Annotated in this window: 5 protein-coding genes; 4 read left to right on the forward strand and 1 reads right to left on the reverse strand. The window is 26.2% G+C overall.

Annotation, left to right across the window (positions count from 1 at the left end):
• The first annotated feature begins 115 nt into the window (after positions 1 to 115).
• Positions 116 to 1,924, forward strand: a complete 1,809-nt coding sequence (locus tag T323_RS26930; RefSeq protein ID WP_051556566.1) for a hypothetical protein — start codon at positions 116 to 118, stop codon at positions 1,922 to 1,924.
• Positions 1,925 to 2,069: 145 nt separating this feature from the next.
• Here the strand turns inward: T323_RS26930 and T323_RS0115675 are convergent, their stop codons facing one another.
• On the reverse strand, positions 2,070 to 2,345 hold the full coding sequence (locus tag T323_RS0115675; RefSeq protein ID WP_026674107.1) for a hypothetical protein: 276 nt from the start codon (positions 2,343 to 2,345) through the stop codon (positions 2,070 to 2,072).
• Between the two features lie 291 nt (positions 2,346 to 2,636).
• Here T323_RS0115675 and T323_RS0115680 point away from each other — a divergent pair, with 291 nt between their 5' ends.
• The 3 genes from T323_RS0115680 to T323_RS0115690 are packed head-to-tail and all read left to right on the forward strand — an operon-like array spanning position 2,637 to position 4,362.
• The gene (locus T323_RS0115680; protein WP_026674108.1) at positions 2,637 to 2,927 is read left to right on the forward strand and encodes a plasmid mobilization protein; all 291 of its coding nucleotides are present in this window, start codon (positions 2,637 to 2,639) and stop codon (positions 2,925 to 2,927) included.
• Entirely contained in the window at positions 2,906 to 3,838 is a 933-nt protein-coding gene (locus tag T323_RS0115685; RefSeq protein WP_026674109.1) for a relaxase/mobilization nuclease domain-containing protein, read from the forward strand. The genes T323_RS0115680 and T323_RS0115685 overlap by 22 nt, the downstream gene beginning before the upstream one ends.
• A gap of 11 nt (positions 3,839 to 3,849) precedes the next feature.
• Complete coding sequence (locus T323_RS0115690; protein WP_026674110.1) at positions 3,850 to 4,362, forward strand: hypothetical protein; 513 nt, start codon at positions 3,850 to 3,852, stop codon at positions 4,360 to 4,362.
• The last annotated feature ends 370 nt before the right edge of the window (positions 4,363 to 4,732 follow it).

Raw genomic sequence — 4,732 nt, forward strand, 5'->3', positions numbered from 1 at the left:
CTCTATAGTATAATTTGGTTGAGGATTTTTAGTCCTTTTTATTTTTTTATAGAATAGGTAAAAAAAATATATTGATAATATAACGGCTCTATAGTGTCTTTTAGGGGGATTTTTTATGACAGGTTTAGAAAAGAAAAAAGAACTTTATAATTTAAGAAATGGTTATTTAAAATATAATCCTTATTTTCAATATACTGAAATTAATGTCTATAAATTCTTTGAATTAATTTATAGTAGAAATGATGAAATGCCTTTAGAGGAATGTGAGGGAGCTTCTCAAGAACATCAAAATCATAAATATCACGGAATAGCTACAGAAATTTTAAAAGATAGAGCAAGACATTTTATGATTTTTAATGATTTGAATTTTTTGGAAGAAATTAAAGACAGGGAATTTGTCATCACAAGCCCCATCAGTTACATAGGAAGAAACAGAACGGCGAAAAATTCAAGATTTTTATATGCTTTTGCCATTGACTTAGATGGAGTGGAAAAACAGCATATAGAAAATATTTTTTATCAATATAAATCAGGAGCTATGCCAAAACCTAATATCATAGTCAGTTCAGGAAATGGGCTGCATTTATATTATATTCTTGAAAAACCTATAGCTCTTTTTGATAATATCAAAATCCTTTTAAAAAGATTTAAGTATGGGTTAATAGACTTGGTTTGGAACGGCTACACATCAAGTGTCAAGAAAAGACAATATCAAGGGATTTTTCAGGGATTTAGAATACCAGAAACAAAAACAAAATTCGGAGAAATAGTAAGAGCCTTTTATTTAGAAAATTCAGAGCTTTATACAGTTGAAAGGCTTAATCATTGGGTAACAGGAAGAAGAAAATTAGTAGATACAGAAATAGACATTATAAATAAAGCTCTTTATATTCCGAAAAAATTAACTTTAAAAGAAGCGAAAGAAAAGTACCCTGATTGGTATGAAAGACGGATAGTAAAAGGGGATAAATCTCGTAAAAAATGGCATATTAAAAGAGATTTATATGATTGGTGGAAAAGAACTATTACAGATAATGAAAAAGTAGTTGAGGGACACAGGTATTTTTGTATAATGAGCCTTGCTATGTATGGACTAAAATGTGATATACCTTATGAGGAGGTAAAAGCCGACGCATATTCATTCTTAGAGGAGATGGAAAGTAAGACAGGAAATCAGGATAATCATTTTACAGAAGAAGATATAGAGGACGCCTTAAAAGCCTATAAGGAAAGTTATATGACTTTTCCTCGTAAAGATATAGAGGTTGTTACAGGTATTTCTATTCCTCCAAATAAGAGAAATTATCAAAAACAAAAAGACCATTTAGAAGAAATTAGAATGATTAGAGATTTAAGAATGAAAAGGCAAGGAAAAAAATGGACAGATAATAATGGAAGAAAATCCAAAAAAGACGAAGTTATAAGTTATTTATTATTTAATCAAAATGCAACAAAATATAAATGTATAAAAGAAACAGGTTTATCTAAACCAACTGTATATAAATATTGGGAAGAAGCTCATCAATTTTTAGAAACTTTAAAGCCTAAGTTTTATAAAAATTTTTCAGAAATTCCTTTTGCTAGAAAAAATAGATTATTTAGAGAGATGAGTTGGAGATATAAATTTGATGAAAATATGTCTGAAGAAGATAAAAAAATAATGAGAAAAATAGATTATATTCACGAATTATTAAAATTGGTAAATATACATAATTATGAATGGGCTAAAAATATTTATAAAAAAAGAGAAAAAGATAAAAAAGTTATAAAATTAAAAAACTTAATAATAAGGCAAAGTAAAAAATCAAAAAATATAGGAAATTTATCTGAATTTAATAAATTAATAAAAGAAGCAGAAACAGAAGAAAAAATTAATGAAATTTGTCTAAAATATGATTTTTTACCTAACTTAGAATTATTTTAAAAAAAGAAATACTTAAAACAGCCTTTAAATAGCTTAAATTTGATTTAAAAATAAAAGGTATAAAACATCAAGATAACCTCGTAAAATGCGTTAAAAACGATTTTACGAGGTCATTTTTTTTAAGCTTCAAAAATTTTTTATAGATTTACTTACTTTCCTCTTTTTTTTCAGTAAATTTATTTTTATAATGAGCAACCATTCTAGCTACATCTTCATCAGATAATAATTGTGCATTTTTTATGAAAAGATTAAAAAGAGGTTTTAGCTTCTTTTCAGCTTCTTTTAACTCAATTTCTTTTAGTTTTTTTTCAATCTCTTTTTTCTTGTTAATAAGTTCCTGCTTAATTTCCTCAGAAGTCTTGATTTTTTTCTTTGGTTTAGTAGTTTCTAAATTTTCTTGTACTTGGTTAAGTTCTTCCATAGTTAAAACCTCCTGTAAAAAGATTATTTATAGTAATATTATTATAGTATATTTTGGGCACAATTTCTAGTCCTTCCTTAATTTAGTTATTTTTTGAAAGTATACCATTAATTTTTGACAAGTCAAAAAATAAGAGGTATACTTAATATATATTAAGTAAAATTAAGGAAGCGAGCACACTGTAAATGACGGCAAATTGATAAATCAATTTGTCATCATTTACGCTCGTTTAGGGGGATTGCAGTCCCCCTAAAAACCCCTGCTAAAAGCGGGAAAGGAGGTATAAATTTTTTGAAGAAAAATTTATCATTAAGATTAGATGAAGAAGATTATAATTTGCTTGAAACTCAAGCTAAATTATATGGAGTAACAAAGAATGAATTTGTAAGAGTTTTAATAAGAAAAAATATGCTAGGAGATATTCAGGAATTAAACGAGAATTTAAAAGATATTTTTAGACTAAAAGTAAGCATAGGAAATAACCTTAACCAAATAGCTAAAAAATGTAACAGTAAAACTATATCAGATTTTAGGGAAATTCAAAAGGAGTTAGATGACCTATGGCAATCTTTAAAGCGATAGATAAAAGTAGTAAAAATATAGGTGGCTCAAAAGGTGTCTTAGACTATGTAGGAAAAAAAGCTGAAAATACAGTCGGAATTAAATGTTCAAATGATTATAAAGAAGCCTTTAAAGACTTCCAAGATATTAAGGAATATTATAATAAATTAGAGGACAGACAATATAAGCATTTTACCCATAGTTTTAAGCCAGGAGAAATTGATAAAGAAAGAGCCTTAGAAATGACAGTAAAATTATGTGAAGAAATTTTCCCTGAAAATCAAGTTTTTATAGCTCAACATACAGACAGAAAACATATCCATAATCATATCGTAGTAAATTCAGTAAATTTTGAGAATGGAGAGAAGTTCTATTATGAGGAAAAAGAGTTTAATAGATGGAGAGATAGAGCAGATGAATTAGCCCAAGAATATGGACTAGAAATTGTACAGCCAAAAGAGAAGAATTTAGAGATAGGAGAAGTAACAACAAAATCAAGACATACAAGAGAAGCTATAGAAAAGGCTTTAAGAGGAGAAAAACAAAGCGATATAGTAACAGTATCTTTGGCAGTAATTCAAGCAGGAGAAGAAGCAAAAAATAAAGAAGATTTTACAAGAATTCTAAAAGAAAAAGGAGTAGATATTGATTGGGGAGAAACTGTTAAAGAAGATGGTTCTATAAAATACAGAAAATATATTACTTTAACTGTTGATGAAGAACATAGAGTAAGTAAGAAGCCAAAATTTAGATTAGACAGCTTAGAAAATCATATACATCACCCTGCATTTAATACAGAAAAATTAAGGGAACATTTTAAAGAATTAGATAAGAAAAAAGAGCTTGAAAGATATAAACCAAAAGAACAAGAAAATCTGTGGAAAAAACATTTAAAAAATCAAAGCCGTGATAAAGACGGAATGGAATTATAAGGAGGAACTGTATGGCAAATTTATTTGAGGGAGCAAGTAAATTAAAAAATGAAGCAGAAGAAATTGATAAAGTTTTGGAAAGATTAAAGCTCACATCAGCAAGATTGGAAAAAATAGAGAAAACTTTTTCAGAAGTAGAAAATATAAGCCCTGATTTAAAGAAAATCAAAGAGGAAATAGTGGCTATCAAAGAAGAATATGAGAATATAGACGGAAAGGCTATAAGTAATGCGATAAATGACCTTGTAAATAAGATTTTTGATAGTTGGAAATTATGGTTGTTATATATTCCGTTGGGAGGATTTTTAATAGCTTTTATAATGGTATCATATTTCTATATGACCAATGTAAGAAGAATGGCAGAAGAAAATAAAATTTTATCCGATAGGATAAATTCTGTTTATAATATGCACCTGTTAGACCAAAAATATTGGTATGATAAGAAAAATCAAGAATTATTTTTAGGAGATTACGATTGGATAAAGAAGAAAATGGCAGAAGAAAAGAAAAATAATAAAAAATAAGTAATTTTTATAGAGAAAATAAAAGGAAGAAAAAAAAGAAGCTTTAAAGAGCTTCTTTTTTATATATAGTATGTATAAAGTATAATTTATATTTTAATTTAAAAAATAATATATATGTATGTAAATTTTATACATATTTTTTAAAGAATAAAATTTATACTATATACAACATAAAATATATATGTATATATTCTTTTAAAAGTATTATAAAATAAAGAAAAAATATACTATATATTTTTTTGTACTCTGCTTCCAAGTGCTTCCAAAAATACACATATATCATAAAGTGTTTTTATTTATTTTTAAATAATAGTAATTTATATACTATAAAGTATTTTTTATAAAACAAAATAATACACTATAATATATA

The sequence above is a fragment of the Alkalihalobacillus bogoriensis ATCC BAA-922 genome, assembly GCF_000621445.1.
Lineage (GTDB): Bacteria > Bacillota > Bacilli > Bacillales > Bacillaceae_F > Bacillus_AO > Bacillus_AO bogoriense.